The sequence below is a fragment of the Arthrobacter sp. A5 genome, assembly GCF_051131705.1.
GTDB lineage: Bacteria > Actinomycetota > Actinomycetes > Actinomycetales > Micrococcaceae > Arthrobacter_M.
This window is the reverse complement of the sequence record NZ_CP180316.1, coordinates 2,487,262-2,506,026: the sequence shown is the minus strand read 5'-3', so window position 1 is coordinate 2,506,026 and position 18,765 is coordinate 2,487,262. Positions and strand designations below refer to the sequence as shown.

The window sequence follows — 18,765 nt, the reverse complement described above, 5'->3', positions numbered from 1 at the left end:
CGCCGCTTTGAAGAACGGCTGATCCGGGCCGTCGGCGTGGGAGCCGAATCAAAGCCGAAACTGCATGGCAGCAAAGACGGCCGCCGCTGGTTCCTATGGGGACCGGCGGCGCCGCGCTTTAAGCCGGTGTGCGGCGGCGTCGTGCGCCCTGCCGGCCACGATGCGCCGTCAGCGAACAGTACGGTTTCACGAAACAAAATGTCGGTCGAAACGGCTACTGTCCAAGAAGAGATGTTCAGCAGAGACGTTCAGCGATAACAGTGATGACAGTGCCTCGTTTCCGTAGTTGTGGAACCGGCACGCAATCACGAGCGAGAGGCAATTTCACCATGGCACAGCAAACCACAGCCCCGACGATGGCTACTGCGGACCCCGCCGGCCGCGACGACTACATCTTCAACCGTCTGCTCAAGGAGCGGATCATCTGGCTGGGCTCCGAGGTCCGCGATGACAACGCGAATGTGATCTGCTCCCAGCTGCTGCTGCTCTCGGCGGAGGATCCGGACAAGGACATCTTCCTGTACATCAACTCGCCCGGCGGCTCGGTGACCGCGGGCATGGCGATTTACGACACGATGAAATTCATTCCCAATGATGTGGTCACTGTGGCGACCGGTCTGGCCGCTTCGATGGGCCAGTTCCTCCTCTCCTCGGGCACCAAGGGCAAGCGTTATGCGACTCCGCATGCGCGGATCCTGATGCACCAGCCCTCCGGCGGCATCGGTGGCACCGCGTCGGACATCAAGATCCAGGCGGAGCTGATTCTGCACATGAAGAAGGTCATGTCGGAGCTGACCGCCGAGCAGACCGGTCAGACAGTGGACAAAATCCTCAAGGACAACGACCGCGACAAGTGGTTCACGGCGGAGGAAGCGCTGGAATACGGCTTCTTCGACAAGATCGCAGCTCATGCGGGAAGCGTCTCCGGTGGTGGCGGTACCGCACAGGAATAGCCCAACCGACCGTCCAACGCCGTCCCCACTTACTTCAGGAGCTTAGAGAATCATGACCTACAATTTCGGAGCGTCAGCGGGTGGCTTCGCCGCCAATATGCCCACGGACCGGTACGTGCTGCCGCAGTTTGAAGAGCGCACGCCCTACGGTTTCAAGCGCCAGGATCCGTACACCAAACTGTTTGAGGACCGCATCATCTTCCTCGGCGTGCAGGTCGATGATGCGTCGGCGGACGATGTGATGGCGCAGCTGCTGGTGCTGGAGTCAACCGATCCGGACCGCGACATCACGCTGTACATCAATTCGCCGGGCGGATCGTTCACAGCCATGACCGCCATTTATGACACCATGCAGTTTGTTCGTCCGGAGATCCAGACCGTGTGCCTGGGCCAGGCGGCAAGCGCCGCGGCGGTCCTGCTGGCTGCCGGTGCCCCCGGCAAGCGCCTGGCGCTGCCCAACGCCCGCGTTCTGATCCACCAGCCGGCGCTGTCCGGCGGCGACGGCGGCCAGGCCTCGGACATTGAAATCCAGGCCAACGAGGTTATGCGCATGCGGACCTGGCTCGAAGAGACGCTGGCCCATCACTCCGGCAGGACGCCGGCGCAGGTCAACAACGACATCGAGCGGGATAAGATCCTCACCGCGGCGGAAGCCAAGGAATACGGTCTGATCGACGAGGTGCTGGCACCGCGGAAGATCAAACCGCAGGCCATCACCAAATAGCGGCGGGACATCCCGCGCGCCGGGGCAGCGGACAAAAAGTGCGCAGCCCCGGCGTTTGGCTTCCGGCCATGACGGGCTTTGTGGCTTAGAGTGGAGGCATGGTGGGGAGCTTGATTGACCGCACCGGCTGCAGGTCCGGCGACGGGCCGGAAGCGTATTTGTGCCAGACACGAAAGGGAAACACAGATGGCTCGATTGGGCGAGAGCACTGATCTACTGAAGTGTTCTTTTTGTGGCAAGAGCCAGAAGCAGGTCCGGAAGCTCATCGCCGGCCCGGGCGTCTATATCTGCGATGAATGCATTGAACTCTGCAACGAAATCATCGAAGAGGAACTGGCCGAGGTGGCGGATCTGGGCACTTTTGAACTGCCCAAGCCACGTGAAATCTTTGACTTCCTGCAGGAATACGTAATTGGGCAGGAGCCCGCCAAGCGTTCGCTGGCAGTGGCGGTCTACAACCATTACAAGCGGATCCAAGCCGGTCGTAGTTCCAAGGGCAATGCCCTGGCCGAGGGGGGCGCCCACGAAGACGTCGAACTCTCCAAATCCAATATCCTGCTGATCGGACCGACTGGCTGCGGTAAAACCTATCTCGCGCAGACCTTGGCCCGCCGGCTCAACGTGCCGTTCGCCGTCGCCGATGCCACCGCGCTGACGGAAGCCGGCTACGTCGGCGAGGACGTCGAAAACATCCTGCTCAAGCTCATCCAGGCCGCCGACTACGATGTCAAAAAGGCTGAGCAGGGCATCATCTATATCGATGAGATCGACAAGATTTCACGCAAGAGCGAAAACCCGTCCATCACCCGGGATGTCTCCGGTGAAGGAGTTCAGCAGGCACTGCTGAAAATCCTCGAGGGAACCGTTGCCTCGGTCCCGCCGCAGGGCGGCCGCAAGCACCCGCACCAGGAATTCATCCAGATCGATACCACCAACGTGCTGTTCATCGTGGCTGGGGCCTTCGCGGGGCTGGAGGAAATCATCGGCTCGCGGGCTGGCAAGAAGGGGATCGGCTTCGGCGCCCCGCTGAGTGCGCTTAAGCGCGAGGAAGCCAGCTATGGCGATGTGATGCCGGAAGATTTGCTCAAGTTCGGGCTCATCCCCGAATTCATCGGCCGCCTTCCAGTGATCACCACGGTCTCGCACCTGGACCGGCCGGCCCTGATCCAGATCCTTTCCGAACCCAAGAATGCCCTGGTCAAGCAGTACCAGAAGATGTTTATGCTCGACGGCGTGGAGTTGGTCTTTGAAAACGACGCACTGGATTCCATTGCCGACCAGGCGTTGGAACGCGGAACCGGAGCCCGCGGGCTGCGGGCCATTATGGAAGAAGTGCTGCAGCCGGTGATGTTTGATCTGCCCGGCCGGGACGATATTGCCAGTGTGGTCATCACCGCCGAGGTGGTCAACAAGTCGGCCGAGCCCACGCTGATTCCGCACGATGTGGTGGCCAAGCGCCGCAATAAATCCGCCTGATCCGGTCTCGATTTTTTTGGCCCCGCGCTTCGCATCAGTACAGACGACTTTGGGACAGACGACTTTGGGCATTCCGCGCAGTCGCCTTCGGAAAATGACAGCCGGCCCGCCGCACGGGGAATCGCGGCACGCCGGAATACGTTGTCCTGAAAGGTTGTTCTTAACCGGGTGGGATACAAGCGTTTGCCTGCCCGCCACCATCCGACGAGGAGATAATTGTGACCGAAGCTGCCAGTGCTGCCAACCCCGGAACCGATACAGCTGATTTCTGGTTTGATCCCATGTGTCCGTTCGCTTGGGCCACCTCGCGCTGGATCGGCGAGGTGGAGAAGGTTCGGCGGATCAGCACGCGGTGGCACGTGATGAGCCTTGCCGTCCTCAACGATGGGCGCGACGGGCTTTCGGAGGACTACCGGAATTTCCTGAAGAATGCGTGGGGACCGGTCCGGGTCGTCATCGCCGCCCAAGAGCTCCACGGCGACCAGGTGGTCAAGCCGCTCTACGACGCCATGGGCACGCTGATCCATCACGAAGGCATTGAGGATCTGGATCAGGTCATTTCCAAGTCCCTTGCCGAGGTAGGGTTACCGGCCGACCTCGCCGGTTATGCCTCGAAGGACAGCTACGACGCGCAGCTGCGTGCCAGCCACGAAGCAGGGATCAACCTGGTCGGGCAGGACGTCGGAACGCCGGTTGTTTCCTTCAACGGGACGGCATTCTTCGGCCCCGTCATCACCCGCATACCGCGTGGCGAGGATGCCGGGCGTCTTTGGGATGCCACGGTCACCCTGGCCGGCTTTCCATACTTCTTTGAAATCAAGCGCACCCGGACGGAGAGCCCGCAGTTCGGTTAGGCCCGTTTAGCCCCATAAACCGCATCGACTGCGCAGTAGATGTCCTTCTCGAGCCTGAGAACGACATCTACTGCCTAGTCGATGCGTGGGTTAAGCCTGGGCGGGCTCTTCGGCCGGTGCGAGGACCACGGCGTCGACGGACAGTTCGGCGCCCTCAATCAGCGTGAGTTCGCGGACGTTGCCGGCGGCCTTCAAGTCGCCGATCCCTGCCTGCAGTCGGGCCAGCGCACCGGCCGGCGCGCCGATGGTCGCGCTGAGGACTTCTGTGCGCTGCTTAACCTTGGCCTCGGACTTGGCCTTGCGGATCCCACTGAGGGCCGCACCGACGGTGGCCAGCATAGTGATGTCACCGGCACTCTCGCCCGCAGCGCCGGTTGCGGGCCGGTAGGCTGCCGGCCACGGTGCACGGTGCACAGACCCTTTGCGCCACCAGGACCAGACCTCGTCGGTGGCAAACGGGATGAACGGGGCAAACAGCCGCAGTAGTGCGTCCAAGGTGGTGGCGAGGGCCGCGAGCACGGATGCCTGCTCCACGTCACCGGCAGCGCCGTAGGCACGGTCCTTGATGAGTTCCACATAATTGTCGGTGAAGGACCAGAAGAACGTTTCGGTCAGCTGCAGCGCCCGGGCGTAGTCGTAGGTCTCGAACGCCGCCGTTGCCTGGTCGACGACGTCGGCCAGCTGAGCGAGCAGCGCAGCATCCAACGGATTGGACACTGGATGGTCACCGGCCGCCCAAGTCCTGGTGAGTACCGAGGCCTCGGTGGCACCCAGATTCAGCACAAACTTCGAGGCGTTGAGCAGCTTGATCGCCAGCCGGCGGCCGATCTTCATCTGGCCGATCTCGTAGGCAGTGTCCGCGCCGAGCTTGGCCGAAGCCGCCCAATAACGCACCGCGTCCGAGCCGAAGTCCTTGAGAACATCGGTGGGAACCACCACGTTGCCCTTGGACTTGGACATCTTCTTGCGGTCCGGGTCCAGGATCCAGCCCGAAATGGCGGCGTGCTTCCACGCTGCAACCCCCTGCAGGGCATCGGCCCGGACCACGCTGGAGAACAACCAGGTCCGGATGATATCGTGGCCCTGCGGGCGAAGGTCGAAGGGAAAGACTTTCGCGAAGAGGTCCTCGTCCCGGCTCCAGCCGCCCACAATCTGCGGGGTCAGCGAGGACGTGGCCCAGGTGTCCAACACATCGGCATCCCCGGTGAATCCGCCGGGCTGATCGCGCTGTGCCTCCTCATAACCGGGGGCCGGTTCGGCAGCCGGATCGACGGGCAGCGCCTGGTCCGCGGGCAGGATCGGCTGCTCGTAGTCCGGATTGCCGGCGGTGTCGAGCGGGTACCAGACCGGAATCGGCACACCGAAGAAGCGCTGCCGCGACACCAGCCAGTCGCCGTTGAGCCCCTGCACCCAGTTCTCATAGCGCGAGCGCATGAACGCAGGGTGGAAGGCGACTTCTGTGCCCCGGCCGGTCAGACGTTCACGCCGGTCCGCATCCCGGCCACCATTGCGCAGATACCATTGGCGGCTGGTGACGACTTCCAGTGGTTTGTCGCCCTTTTCATAGAAGTTGACTGTATGCGTGATCGGCTTCGGTTCGCCGTCCAGATCGCCGCTGTCGCGCAGTTGGGCGACCACCGTCTCCTTGGCGCTGAAGGTGGTCTTGCCGGCCAGCGCCTCGTAATGAGCGACGCCGTCGCCCTTAACCCATGCCGGAGTGTCGGCCAGAATGCGCCCGTCACGGCCCACAATCGCCCGCGTGGGGAGCTGCAGCTCGCGCCACCAGGTGACGTCGGTCAGGTCGCCGAACGTGCAGACCATGACCAGGCCGGAGCCCTTGTCGGGCTTGGCCAGCGGATGCGCCTTGACCTCGACCTCGACGCCGTACAGCGGGGAGGTGACAGTGGTGCCGAAGAGTGGCTGGTAGCGCTCGTCATCCGGGTGCGCCACCAGGGCAACGCAGGCCGGAATCAGCTCCGGGCGGGTGGTCTCGATGAAGACCTTTTCGCCGTCGTGCCGGTGGAACGCGACGCGGTGGAAGGCGCCGGGACGCTCGCGGTCCTCCAGCTCGGCCTGCGCCACGGCGGTCCGGAACGTGACGTCCCAGAGCGTGGGGGCCTCGGCCATATACGCGTCGCCGGCGGCCAGGTTGGCCAGGAACGCGCGCTGGCTCACGGCGCGGGAGGCATCATCAATGGTGCGGTAGGTGAGTTCCCAATCGACCGACAGCCCCAAGGTGCTGAACAGGTCCTCGAAGACCTTCTCGTCCTCCACCGCCAGGACCTCGCAGAGTTCAATGAAGTTGCGCCGCGAGATCTGGATGAAGTCGCGCTCATTCTTCGCCGGCTGGGCCGGCGGCGTGAAACCGGCTTCGTAGGGCAGTTTCGGGTCGCAGCGGACTCCGTAATAGTTCTGTACACGCCGTTCGGTCGGTAGCCCGTTGTCATCCCAGCCCATCGGATAGAAGACGTTCTTGCCGCGCATCCGCTGGTAACGTGCCAGTACGTCGGTCTGGGTGTAGGAGAACATATGTCCTACATGCAGGGATCCGGAGGCCGTCGGCGGGGGAGTGTCGATCGAGTAGACCTGCTCCCGGCTGGTGTTCCGGTCAAACTTATAGGTTCCCTCCTCACGCCAGCGCTTGCTCAGGACTGCTTCAAGCCCCTCCAATGCGGGTTTCTCGGGAACATTGGACGAAGTCGTGGCGGGCGTGTCTGTGCCCGGGATGTGGTCTGCCATACCGTAGATTCTTTCATGTTTGTCTTCGGCCAGGGACCACGGACCACGGACTATCCGGGATTCAGGCGGGACGGCTGGTGACGGGCAGAGCTGCAATCAGAGCGTCCGATAGGTGAGGACAGGGGGCGTCTCTCAGAAGGGGGCGATGTCGAGGTCGTCGGTGCGGGTGGTGTAGATTTTGCCGCCGGGTGAGAGCCATTTCAGGGAGCCGTCGGGCTGGCGGGTGTCGGCCCATCCGGTCTTGTGTTTGATCAGGTGGTGGGGGCCGCATTTGGGTCCGGTGTTGGTGCCGCTGGAGACACCGTTTTTGGACCAGTCGAAGATGTGGTCGTTGTCGCAGTTCCGGGACAGGCGCAGGCAGCCGGGGAATTCGCAGGTGGGGTGGCGGAGCCGGTTTTCGCGGCGTATATCGGCCGGGGTCCGGTAGGCTGTTCGGCCCACGGAAAGCCTGGCTCCGGTGTGGGGATGGGTCAGGACGCGGTAGAAGCTCGGTTGTTCGGCGGTAATCCTGCGGGCGGTCTCGGCTGGGATGGGTCCGTAGCCCTCCATATATCCGGGTTCGTCGGATTTACCCATCGCGGTCCAGACCGGGACGGTGATGAATACCTCGGCCTTGATCCTACGGTAGTCAATCTTCTCCCGGCCCAGGTCCGGACCGGTCCCCGGTGGTGGGCTGGTCCCCGGTGGCGGGCTGTTGTGTGATGCCGTGGTGGGGGCGCCGGGGCGTAGGTAGCGGCCCGGGCGCGGGTGTCCGGCGGGGGGCTGGTCCTTGTGGAAATGGGGTGGGGATGCCGGGATCCGGGGACCTGTGGCCGGGATCGGGCCGGGATTCGGGGCCGGCCGCCGGATCAGGTAGCGCGGCAACGCGCCTCTGGACGGAGCGCTCCCGCACGGTTCGGGGAGCTGGACGGTTTCAGCGCCCAGCGTGCTGACCCCGGCGTTGATGAGCAGGTCGGTGAGGACATCGGCGCGCAGCTGGGCCGGGGTGCGTTCCTCGTCGGGGCCCTGCAGGGTGGCCGCGGCCGCGGTGATCCGGTTATGGGCGGAGAACGCGGCCTCGGCCGGGAGCAGGGCATGTAGCCACGCCATCCCGTCCGGTCCCGGGGACAGGTAAATCCGCCGTCCGGCTAGGGCCCTGCGGTGGCGCACGCTCAGGGATTCCGGGTCGAGCCTGCACCGCAGCCGGTGCGCCCGGCCGTTGAGCTGGTCCCGGGTCAGTTCCGGGGCTCGTTCGAGCAGCCGGGTCTCGAAGATGTCCCTGCCCGCGGCGTCAAGTCCCTGGCCCTGGTCGACCAGGACGGCGGCGCAAGGCTGGGAGAGGGCCCCGGTTTCCATCAGGGCCAGGGTTGCCGGGAAGGTGTCGACCAGGGCGCAGGAGGTATCGAGGAGTTTATGCGTTTGGCCCTCGGAGAGTTTGAGTGTGGTCGCCGCTTCCATGATGGCCACGGACTCCGCCAGGTTCAGGTGGGCCTGGGTGGGGCCGGTGTCACCGGTGCGGATCCCGTTCAGCGCCTGGTCCTTGAGCCGGGCCAACAATCTGGCCTCGAGGGCGTCGAGCCAGTTGCGGGTTCTCGCTGCCCCGGTCAGCACCGCCACTCCCTGGTCGAAATCGAGTTGATCAACCGCCACACGGCCCAGCAACGCCGCCAACGATGAGGGATCGGCGCCCACGATCGCCGCCATGGACCACGCACCGGGCAACGCCCCCGCACCGGCGGGGTGACCGTCCCCGCCGAAATGCTCCTGCGCCTCCGGTGTCTCCATACCTAAAGTCAACCAGAGGGGTCCGACAAAATGACCGTCAAAAACGACCCCAAACCCCACCCGTGGAAAAGAAAAAACAGAATCCTTTTTTGCATGGATTTCAACGAAACGGAAAGCGCGGCCTTGAGCGCGGTGCCTGTCCGCATTCGGATCCCGGTTCATCGAGATCTGAATGCAGGATTGGATTCATGGCGCCGGTAATGGAGTGTCCCTATCGATCAATCGGTCCTGCAAATGACCTTCCGCGCTGAGCGCCGTCGCCTTGCCCACCACACCAAAAGCCGTGTGGTGGGTTGCGCGGGCTAGGCTTGGGGGCATGACTGAACCGTCCGAAACAAGCCGGACCGTTCCTCCCACAGCTGCTGCACCGGTGCCGCACCGGCTCGCCGTTGTGACCGGGGCGAGTTCCGGCATCGGCGCCGCGACCGTCCGGAATCTGCGCGCCACCGGCTGGGACGTCGTGGCCGTCGCCCGCCGCACGGAGAAGCTCCAGGCCCTGGCCTGGCGAAACTGGTGCTGTGCCGTTCACCGCAGATGTGACGGACGACGACGACGTGGAGCGGCTGCGGGTGTTTGTCACCGGCCGCGGTGGTCTGGACACGCTGGTTAACATCGCCGGAGGCGCCCGCGGAGCGGACAAGGTGGCCGCCGCCCAACAGGACGACTGGGACTGGATGTACCGGGTCAACGTGCTCGGGACCATGAAGACGATCCGGGCGTTCCTGCCGGTCCTGCGCGCGCACGGCGAAGGCACCGTGCTGAATCTCACCTCCACCGCAGGCCTTGAGGCCTATGAGGGGGCGCCGGATACAACGCGGCCAAGTTCGCCCAGCACGCGCTGACCCAGTCGCTGCGGCTGGAGGAAGTGGAGAACAACCTGCAGGTCATCGAGGTGCTGCCGGGCCTGGTGCGCACCGAGGAATTCGAGCTGAACCGGTTCGCCGGAGACAAGGACGCGGCCCGGAAGACCTACGCCGGTGTGGCGAAGCCGCTGACGGCCGACGATGTCGCCGAGGTGGTGGGCTACTCGCTGAATCTTCCACACCACATCAACCTGGACCAGATCGTGATCCGCCCGTGGCCCAGGCCGCCGCGCATAAGGTCATCCGGCGGTCCTGATCCGCCTGAAGGCCCGCCGGCGGTGGCAACGGGGCATCGTCACCGCCGAACCACTCCAAAAAAACCGGGTAATCACTCACCGCATGAACCAAAACCAGGCGCATCTCACCGACCGTGGTCACCCTATTTTCAGGTCAGTAGTCATCGACGATCGCATAGTCGGCCGGTACCGTCCCGCCGCTGCGCACGGCGAGGTCATGCAATGCCTTCTTGATGGTGTCTGCGTACAGGTGTGCCCCGAAAATTCCGGGATGGATCTGGTCCGGCTGAAGCAGATCCGGTCGCTGGGAAATCGCCTTGTTCCAGTCGGCAATGATGGCGTTCGGACGGTCTTTCACGGCGTCCGCGAGAACCTTATTCGCGTCCGGTACCCACGGGCTGGCCCCGTAAAGATTGACGAGGACGACCATGCGGTCCCGGCCGAGTGAGTCCAATACCTTGGAGACCATTGAGGGATCCGAAACACCGGCGTTCGTGCCGAAGTCAAGAACAACCGCCCGGCGCATGCTACCGTCGGCGATCCGGGCGCCGACCGTAGCGACGCCGTCGGGCCATTGCCGATTAGACACGGCGTCGAAGGACATGCCGGGGAACCGGTCGCGTAGTCCGTCCGCACTTGTCACCACCAGGGAATCCCCGATGGCGATGACCTCCTCACCCGTTGGGTACGCCATCGGGGCGCCGGACGCGAATGGCGGCACCGAGGGTTTGTCCGCCACCGGTGTCGCGGCCGGCGTCGGGGCGGATGTGTTATCCGCCAGCGCGGCATCTCCGGACGGAGACGCTGTTTCCGACGGCGAAGCATGTTCCGTAGTCGGAGCAGCTTCCGAGGCCGAGGCTGCGGGATGGTTGGCGGCCGCCTTCGAATCGGAGACGATCATCTGGTTGCGTTCCAGTGAAGCCTGCACCTGCGATTTTGCCGGGGCAGTGAGAATTCCCGCGATGGCGAGCAGCACCAGCGTGGCACCGAGACCGGCGGCCAGTTTGGCGCCGTCGAACTTCCGGCCTCCGCGCGTCACCGCCGCAACTGCTGCCTCCAATGCAGCCCGGAAGCCCAGCTTGCGAACGGGCTGCTCCACATACCTGAAGGATAGTGCGGAGACCACGAGGGTGAAAGCCAGCGCGATGATCCGGGCAAACCACCATCCCGCAGTGCCAATGGCCTGTGGGATTAGCGCATCAGAAATGAGCAGGGCCGGCCAGTGCCACAGGTAGATGCCGTAGGAGCGCTGGCCCATCCACGTCATCGCCCGATGGTTCATCATGGACTGCAGCGGACCCGTTCCCTCCAGCAAGGTCAGGATCAGCATCGCCGTGCACACGCAGGTCAGGAAGATTCCGCCTCGGTAGGTGAACCGGGAAGCCGCGTCCACGACGAACATGCAGGCGATCAGCAGGGCGAGGGCGCCCAGGCCCACAAAGACGCGGCGCTGCCGCCAGTTTGGACGGCTCAGATTCATCCCGGTTCCGCCGGACCACGCGAAGGCCAAGGCAATGCCGATCATCAAGCCGAAGGCGTGCGTATCGGTGCCGTAGTAGACGCGGGTGGCGTCGGTGCCAGGGACATAGAGGCCAGCCATCAATGCGGCGGATGCAATTGCGCATCCAGCAGCAATGCCGGTGCGTGTTCGGCGTCTGGTGACGCCGCGCATGAGCAGTAGGAATCCGAAGGGCCACAGAATGTAGAACTGTTCCTCCACCGCTAGGGACCAGAAATTGGCGAACAGTTGGGGTGACGTATGGGCGAAGTAGCTGGACCCGGCGGCGATTTCGAGCCAGTTGTTCGAGAACGTCACCGCTCCGAGCGTCTGGCGGCCGATGCCGACGAGCAGGTCCCGGCCAATGAGGAATCCGAGCGCGGTGCTCGCCATGACGACCACCATCAGGGCCGGAAGCAGACGGCGCGCCCGGCGCAGCCAGAACTGCCTCATCGAGATCCGGCCGGTCGTCGAGAACTCACGCAGCAAAAGGCTCGTGATCAGGAAGCCGGAAACGACGAAGAACACATCGACGCCAAGGAACCCGCCCGGCAGCAAACCCGCGTGCAAGTGATAGACCAAGACCGCGAGCACAGCGATGGCGCGCAACCCGTCCAGACCATTGATACGCCCGGTTTCAGACCGAATCTTGTCCCCGATCTGCCCCTGCCTCCGTACCGACTGCTTGAGAACGCCTTTTTCCATGCTCACTCTCCCCCGGATCCTTACTGCCCTGCTGTCGAACCGGATCACTGTGTCGGCTCTCTCATCAAGGCTAAACGGCCTCGGTGACGAAACCGGGTAGAAGCCCCGGGGACGCGTTGAATTGACCTATTGTTACGTGTGGCAGGGGCGGACCACAGGCAGGAACGCCAGAGGGGGCCTGCATAAGCTGTCAACCGGCGTTGAAGCACAGCGGCGGCGAACTCGGGAGACGATACCGTTGCCGCGGGACCGGCGGTTTTGGCATGTGCTTGTTACTGGGTACCCGGTTGCTCCGACCAACGAGAAGCGTCAGGCTGGGAACTCCGGTAACGGGGGAGATCTCCCGCTACCGGTGGGGCGTTTGAAGGGCCAGATCTCCACCTGAGGGTCCCGGAGGAGCGCTGCGAAATATGCCGTTTCCTCTATGCAGCGGGGGTCTGCTGTGGTTAGCCTCAGTCATGGGTGCAGAGGTAAAGTCCGGGACGTTCAGCCGTGAACAGCGCACGCGCTATCGTGAGCGGCTGTTGGAGAATTTGGATACGTTTGACAAGTTTCTGGTCACGGCGCATTTTGCCGATGACCGGTCGATCGGCCTGGAGTTGGAGCTCAACCTCGTGGATGAGCATTTCGCCCCCACGCTGCGCAATGCGGCCGTCCTGGGTGAGATTGCCAATCCGGCGTTTCAGACGGAAATCGGCGCGTACAACATTGAGCTGAACCATCCGGCTCTGCGGATCGCCGGTGGCGGCCTGCGCGCGCTGGAGGACGGGCTGCGCCGCGAGCTCAACGAGGCCGAGAAGCGGGCCGCGCGTGCAGGTGCCGGGATTGTGATGGTCGGGATCCTGCCGACCCTGACCCGGGAGCTTTTGGACGACGAGAACTGGATGAGTCCGGAGAAACGCTACGCAGCGCTTAACAACTCCGTGCTGCAGGCCCGCGGTGAGGACGTGCTGTTGGACATCAGGGGCATTGAAGCCCTGCGGTTCTACGCCCAAAGTGTGGCACCGGAGGCTGCCTGCACCAGCGTCCAGCTGCATCTTCAGGTCTCTCCCCGAGAATTCCCGGCCGCGTGGAACGCCTCTCAGGTCATCGCCGGCCCGCAGGTTGCACTGGCGGCAAATTCCCCCATTTTCATGGAGAAGCTGCTCTGGCAGGAAAGCCGGGTCGAGGTGTTCAAGCAGGCCATCGACACCCGGCCGCCGGAGATGCGCAACCAGGGCGTGCGTCCGAGAGTATGGTTTGGCGAACGCTGGATCACCTCCGTTTTTGATCTCTTTGAGGAAAACGTGCGCTACTTCCCGGCGTTGCTGCCGGAACTGGCGGAGGAGAGCGGGCAGGCCGGGCCCACGGAGAGCGGAGCGCCGTCGCTGCACGAACTGCGGTTGCACAATGGCACTGTCTACCGGTGGAACCGTCCGATCTTCGAGCCGAGGGGAGAGTCTCCGCACCTGCGCGTGGAAAACCGGCTGCTGCCGGCAGGTCCCACGGTGCTGGATACCGTGGCCAACGCCGCCTTCTACTATGGACTTGTCGAAATGCTGCGCGGTTCCGAACGGCCGGTCTGGTCCCGCATGGCGTTCCGGACGGCCCACGACAATTTCGGGGTGTGTGCCCGGGACGGCCTCGAAGCCACGGTTTACTGGCCCGGCGTGGGGGACGTACCGGTGGACGAGCTGCTGATGCGCCGGCTGCTGCCCATGGCGGGCGAGGGACTCCGGCGCCTGGGAGTGGATGCGGCGTGCGTCGAGAGGTACCTGGGCGTGCTGCGCGAGCGGACCGTCAGCGGACAAAACGGCGCGCGTTGGATGCTGGATGCGGTCCGTCGGTTGGAGGCCGCCGGGCTGAGCCGGCGCGAGGCGCTGGCGGCGATGACCGCGACGTACTCCGCGCGGATGCACAGCAATCAGCCCGTGCATGAATGGGAACCGGTCTAGCACGCGCAGCTACAGACCCCGGTACCGGGGCTGACGCACCCGGAAAAGACCAGCGCACCTGCTGAACCCCACGTGAAGCGGGGGCGCTGCTCTTCTTGCAGGTGCGGCAGTACTTTCAAGCGGGCGGCAGTACTTTCAACCGGGCGGCAGGGTTAGCCGCCAGGACGATTCATCCGTCGTTCGCCGCCAGGAGATTCCCCCGTCGGCCAGGCTCAGCCGGGCCAGAACGGCCGCGTGATCGCTGCCCCCGATGGGCGCGGTGGTGTACCAAGCGGGAGGGAGGTCCGGGCTGCTCAGCACATGGTCAATGGTGGCGAAGGGCGGGACAACCGCTCCGAACGGCCACGTCGGCACCAGCGCCTGCCCCGTTCCGGATCCTGCATCCGTGAATCCAGCGGCCAGCAAATCCCGGAAGCCGGCATGGTCAATCGTTGAATTGAAATCCCCGAGCATCACCTGGGGCGTGCCCGGGCGCGCCGCGTCCCTGACGAGCCGGTAGGTGCGGGCCCACTCGTCCGTCTGATGCGGCCGCGGTGAGGTGATATGGACTGCCGAAAAGAGCACCGGAATCGTGGAGCCCCCATTCTCCACCAGCACCGTTGCCTGGCGCAGACTGTTGTCCTCCGGAACGGGTGCGTCCTCGTGGCGCAGTGGAAAGCGGGAATACAGGCCGCTGCCGCCGGGAACGGGACGGACGTCGCTCTGCGGCAGCTCGAGGGAGAGTCCCGCGTTCCGCAGATCGCGTGCCAGATAGCGGTTCAGGTCCACGACCACCAGAACGTCCACTTTGTACCGGCGGACCGAGGCCACAATATCCTCCGGCGAGGCCTTCGCGTCGCGGGCGTTGATGGACATCACGGTCAGGAACGGCCCTGCCGTGCTGACGGGATGCGCGACGAACCGGGGAACCAGCCAACACAGCTGCAGCACCAGGGTGGCGGCAAAAATGCCGGCAAGAACGCGGTGAAACGCAGCCCGGCTCCGCCTGAAAGTCATCCATGCGCCCGCCGCGGCCACGGTGAGCGGCAGCGGTGAATACGGCGTGAACGTGACGAGTTGGACCCACGGGGTGCCGAGATCATCCGGGACCAGCCGCACAAGCGTCAGCAACACCGTCGGCAGCCCGAGCAGAATGGCCACCGCCGTCCACGACGCTGCGCGCCGGCGCCTGGCCGCCTCTGGTAACGCTGCCGTCGTCTGGCGCTTCATTGCGTCAGCATAACGGCACGCGCGAAGGCGAGGGAAGGCGCGCCCTTTCCGCACCAACGCGCCGCCCGGACAACGGGCCGGTAGGAAGTTTTCCCGCCCGGCGCCTAGACTGTGTAGACCAGCATCGATCCGGCCATCACCGGGGAGCTTCCGGAAGAACTTTTCGGCGCGGACCACGGCGCGGGAATCGGTAGAACCGGACGGGTAAGCCCGTCACAGCAGCAATGAGCGGCCGACGCCGGCAGGTACCTTGGTACCGCGGGCTGCGGTAAGTGAGGTGGTACCGCGGTATCTGTCCTGGTGGCGGCGAGCAATCGCAGCGAAGCCGGGACGGGCGCCGTCCTCGCATCCTGAATGCAGTATTGTTCACTTTTCCCACAGGATGATGAGATGACCCACTACCCGAAGGCCAGTTCCGCCTCCGCCGCTCCGGCCGGGGCTGCCACCGCGCACGTTCCCGCCGCCGCCCGCTTCCCCGAGATCGAGGAGCGGATCCTCAAATACTGGGCCGAGGACGGCACCTTTCAGGCCAGCATCGATCGCCGCGACTCCGCCCTCGCCGGTCAGGCAGTTGGCAGCAACGAGTTCGTCTTCTACGACGGCCCTCCCTTCGCGAACGGTCTGCCGCACTACGGTCACCTGCTGACGGGGTACGTGAAAGACCTGGTGGCCCGCTACCAGACGCAGCGCGGTAAGCGGGTGGAACGCCGATTCGGCTGGGACACGCACGGCCTGCCGGCGGAGCTGGAGGCGATGAAGCAGCTTGGCATGACGGACAAGAAGCAGATCGAAACGATGGGCGTCGACAAGTTTAACGATGCCTGCCGCTCCTCGGTGATGAAATACGCCGGCGAATGGCGGGAGTACGTCACCCGCCAGGCGCGCTGGGTGGACTTCGACAATGACTATAAGACGCTCAACGTCGAGTACATGGAATCCGTGCTCTGGGCGTTCAAGCAGTTGCACGAAAAAGGCCTGACCTACAGCGGATACCGGGTGCTGCCCTACTGCTGGAAGGACGAAACCCCGCTGTCCAACCATGAGCTGCGTATGGACGATGACGTCTACAAGATGCGCCAGGACCAGACCGTGACGGTTACCTTCCCGCTCACGACAGGGGAGTCGGAAATCTCCCGGCGCTTGGCTGGTGTTCTGGCGCTCGCCTGGACCACCACCCCCTGGACGCTGCCCACCAACCTTGCCCTCGCCGTCGGCCCCGACATCAGTTATGTGGTCGTGCCGGCGGGCCCGCACGGAACGCTGGCCGAGCTGTGGGCCACGCCGGCAGGATCCACCGGGCAGCCTGGCGGGGACAGCGGACCGGCGGGGAGCGGGACCGGGACGGTGAACGGTGGTGGTGACAGGCCCGGTCAGCGTTTCCTGATCGCCTCGGATCTGCTGGGCTCCTATGCCAAAGACCTTGGCTATGGTGAGGGGGCCGACGCCGCAGCCGCTGCGGCTGAAGCGGTCGCCGAAACGTTCCGGGGCGCGGAGCTGGCGGGTCTTTCCTACCAGCCGCTCTGGGACTATTTCGCGGACACGGAGAAATACGGCACGGAGAATGCGTGGCGCATTCTGCTGGCCGATTACGTCACCACCACGGACGGCACCGGCATTGTGCACCAGGCGCCCGCCTACGGCGAGGACGATCAGAAGGTCTGCGAACAGGCCGGCATTCCCGTGCTGTTGTCCGTGGACGACGGCGCCAGGTTCCTGCCGCTGTTTGCCGGCGGCGATCTGGACGGGATCGTGGGGCTGCAGGTGTTCGAGGCGAACAAGCCGATCACCCGCGTGCTGCGCGCCGACGGACGGCTGCTGCGGCAGGCCAGCTATGAGCACAGCTACCCGCACTGCTGGCGCTGCCGCAACCCGCTGATCTATCGCGCCGTGTCCTCCTGGTACGTCCAAGTCACAGCGTTCCGGGACCGGATGGTGGAGTTGAACCAGGACATCAACTGGATCCCCGGCAACGTCAAGGATGGCCAGTTCGGCAAGTGGCTCGCGAACGCCCGCGACTGGTCCATCAGCCGCAACCGGTACTGGGGCAGCCCCATTCCGGTCTGGCAGTCCGACGACCCGGAGTACCCGCGCACGGAGGTGTACGGATCGCTGGCAGAGCTCAATGCCGCCTTCGGGCGCCTGCCGCTGAACAAGGAGGGCCGGATTGACCTGCACCGCCCGTTCATCGACGAGCTGACGCGCCCCAACCCGGACGATCCTCGGACGCCGGAGGAGGGCCAGTCCACGATGCGGCGCGTGGAGGATGTGCTGGACGTCTGGTTTGATTCGGGCTCGATGCCTTATGGGCAGGTTCATTACCCGTTCGAGAACGCGGACTGGTTCGACACCCACAACCCGGCGGACTTCATCGTGGAGTACATCGGGCAGACCCGCGGCTGGTTCTACATGCTGCATGTGCTCTCCACATCACTCTTTGACCGGCCGGCGTTCCGGAACGTCATCAGCCACGGCATTGTGCTCGGCTCCGACGGGCAGAAGATGTCCAAGAGCCTGCACAACTACCCGGATGTTTCCGAGGTGCTGGACCGCGACGGCTCGGACGCCATGCGCTGGTTCCTGATGTCCAGCCCGATCCTGCGTGGCGGAAACCTGATCGTGACCGAACAGGGCATCCGCGACGGGGTCCGGCAGGTCATTCTGCCGCTGTGGAACGTGTACAGCTTCTTCACGCTGTACACCAACGCGGCCGGTAACGGGGCCGGCTACGAGGCGGCGCTGCGCTACGACGGTTACACCGACACGATGGACCAATACCTGCTGGCCAACACCGGGGATCTGGTGCGCACCGTCACGGCCATGCTGGACGGCTATGACATTTCCGGGGCCTGCGATGCCCTGCGCGGCTACCTTGACATGCTGACTAACTGGTACGTCCGGCGCAGCCGCCAGCGGTTCTTCGACGAAAACCATGACGCGTTCGACGCGCTGTACACGGCGCTCGAAACCGTCTGCCGCGTGGGCGCGTCCCTGCTGCCGCTGGTCACCGAAGAAATCTGGCGCGGTCTCACCGGGGGCCGTTCGGTCCATCTGACGGACTGGCCGGACGCCGCGCTCTTCGGCGCGAATGCTGCACTCGTGGAGCAGATGGATCGGGTCCAGCAGATCTGTTCGACCGGCTCTAGCCTGCGTAAGGCCGCGAAACTGCGGGTCCGCCTGCCGCTGCAGGAACTGACAGTCGTCGCCCCCGCGGCCGAGAAACTTGCCGGGCACGCCGCGGTCATCGCCGATGAACTCAATATCCGATCCGTGCGGCTGCTGGACCGTGCCGGCGCCGCGCCGGAGCAGTTCGGCATTGAGGAAAAGCTGGTGGTCAACGCCCGCGCGGCAGGTCCGCGGCTGGGCAAGGACGTTCAGCGCGCCATCAAGGGCGCCAAATCCGGCGATTGGTCCGTCAGCGCGGACCGCGTCGTCACTGCAGGAGGGCTGAAGCTGGAACAGCAGGAGTACACGCTGGAGACGGTGGTCGCCGAGTCAGCGGACGGGACCTCCGCCGCGGTGGCGATGCTGCCCGGCGGTGGCTTCGTGGTCCTCAATACCGAGGTGACTCCGGAGCTTGAGGCCGAGGGTACGGCCCGGGACCTGGTCCGTGCCATCCAGCAGGCCCGCAAGGATGCCGACCTTAGGGTCAGCGACCGGATCGTCACCACGGTGTCAGGTCCGCAGGACGTCATCGATGCGCTACATGCCAACGCGGGCCTGGTCCGGAGGGAAACGCTGTCCCTGGCGCTGGAACTGGTGCCCGGAGATATCGACACGACAGTCACGGTTGAACGGACGGCGGCACAATGA

The 18,765-nt window shown here is 64.5% G+C and carries 10 protein-coding genes and 1 pseudogene; 7 read left to right on the top strand and 4 right to left on the bottom strand.

The features are described 5' to 3' along the window. Positions 1–356 precede the first annotated feature (356 nt). The 4 genes from ACLLJI_RS11795 to ACLLJI_RS11780 all read left to right on the top strand — a co-directional run bounded on the left by ACLLJI_RS11795 (position 357) and on the right by ACLLJI_RS11780 (position 4,007). Positions 357–953 (top strand): ATP-dependent Clp protease proteolytic subunit, encoded by a 597-nt coding sequence (locus tag ACLLJI_RS11795; protein ID WP_283560923.1) that lies wholly within the window; start codon positions 357–359, stop codon positions 951–953. 52 nt (positions 954–1,005) lie between these two features. After that, positions 1,006–1,677, top strand: coding sequence for an ATP-dependent Clp protease proteolytic subunit (locus ACLLJI_RS11790; protein WP_283560842.1), 672 nt, complete (start codon positions 1,006–1,008; stop codon positions 1,675–1,677). 186 nt (positions 1,678–1,863) lie between these two features. Then, on the top strand, positions 1,864–3,153 hold the full coding sequence (gene clpX, locus ACLLJI_RS11785) for an ATP-dependent Clp protease ATP-binding subunit ClpX (protein ID WP_434612467.1): 1,290 nt from the start codon (positions 1,864–1,866) through the stop codon (positions 3,151–3,153). A 281-nt stretch (positions 3,154–3,434) separates the two neighbouring features. Beyond that, positions 3,435–4,007, top strand: a complete 573-nt coding sequence (locus tag ACLLJI_RS11780; RefSeq protein WP_434621495.1) for a mycothiol-dependent nitroreductase Rv2466c family protein — start codon at positions 3,435–3,437, stop codon at positions 4,005–4,007. A 90-nt stretch (positions 4,008–4,097) separates the two neighbouring features. Here ACLLJI_RS11780 and valS read toward each other — a convergent pair whose 3' ends face one another. Together valS and ACLLJI_RS11770 are read right to left on the bottom strand one after the other, a co-directional pair. Continuing rightward, the gene (valS, locus tag ACLLJI_RS11775) at positions 4,098–6,746 is read right to left on the bottom strand and encodes a valine--tRNA ligase (protein WP_434612465.1); all 2,649 of its coding nucleotides are present in this window, start codon (positions 6,744–6,746) and stop codon (positions 4,098–4,100) included. 132 nt (positions 6,747–6,878) lie between these two features. Further along, positions 6,879–8,510, bottom strand: a complete 1,632-nt coding sequence (locus ACLLJI_RS11770) for a DUF222 domain-containing protein (protein ID WP_434612463.1) — start codon at positions 8,508–8,510, stop codon at positions 6,879–6,881. A gap of 316 nt (positions 8,511–8,826) precedes the next feature. Here ACLLJI_RS11770 and ACLLJI_RS11765 point away from each other — a divergent pair. Continuing rightward, positions 8,827–9,629: pseudogene (locus ACLLJI_RS11765) on the top strand (SDR family oxidoreductase). A 134-nt stretch (positions 9,630–9,763) separates the two neighbouring features. Here ACLLJI_RS11765 and ACLLJI_RS11760 read toward each other — a convergent pair. After that, entirely contained in the window at positions 9,764–11,812 is a 2,049-nt protein-coding gene (locus ACLLJI_RS11760) for an acyltransferase family protein (protein WP_434612461.1), read from the bottom strand. A 458-nt stretch (positions 11,813–12,270) separates the two neighbouring features. Between ACLLJI_RS11760 and ACLLJI_RS11755 the strand changes: the two genes are divergently transcribed. Further along, positions 12,271–13,746, top strand: coding sequence for a glutamate--cysteine ligase (locus ACLLJI_RS11755; protein WP_434612459.1), 1,476 nt, complete (start codon positions 12,271–12,273; stop codon positions 13,744–13,746). A gap of 135 nt (positions 13,747–13,881) precedes the next feature. Here the strand turns inward: ACLLJI_RS11755 and ACLLJI_RS11750 are convergent, their stop codons facing one another. Further along, positions 13,882–14,955, bottom strand: a complete 1,074-nt coding sequence (locus ACLLJI_RS11750; protein WP_434612457.1) for an endonuclease/exonuclease/phosphatase family protein — start codon at positions 14,953–14,955, stop codon at positions 13,882–13,884. A gap of 390 nt (positions 14,956–15,345) precedes the next feature. Between ACLLJI_RS11750 and ACLLJI_RS11745 the strand changes: the two genes are divergently transcribed. Beyond that, positions 15,346–18,765, top strand: a complete 3,420-nt coding sequence (locus ACLLJI_RS11745) for an isoleucine--tRNA ligase (protein WP_434612455.1) — start codon at positions 15,346–15,348, stop codon at positions 18,763–18,765.